The following is a 260-nucleotide window of genomic DNA, read 5'->3' on the forward strand; positions in this document are numbered from 1 at the left end:
CCTTCCGGCCCGGTGTTGCCCGACGGATCGGTGACGGTGGTGGTCAGGTCGTGTGCGCCGTTCGCCAGCGGCTGGTCCGGGGTGTAGCTCCAGGTACCGTCCGGGTTCACCTTCGCGGTGCCGATGACCTGGCCGTTGTCGATGATGTTCACCGTGCTGCCCGGCTCGGCCTTACCGCTCAGGGTCGGGGTGTTGTCATCGGTGGTGTCGCCGCTCACGACCGGGCCCTGGTAGGCGCCGACGTTGTCGGTGACCAGCAG

1 protein-coding gene is annotated in these 260 nt (G+C 68.5%); it reads right to left on the reverse strand.

The annotated features are described in order from the left end of the window. A partial coding sequence (locus AK59_RS01000000123865; RefSeq protein WP_032618685.1) for an Ig-like domain-containing protein occupies positions 1-260 on the reverse strand: 260 nt, incomplete at both ends.

Source organism: Enterobacter sp. T1-1, assembly GCF_000710795.1.
Classification (GTDB): Bacteria; Pseudomonadota; Gammaproteobacteria; order Enterobacterales; family Enterobacteriaceae; genus Enterobacter; species Enterobacter cloacae.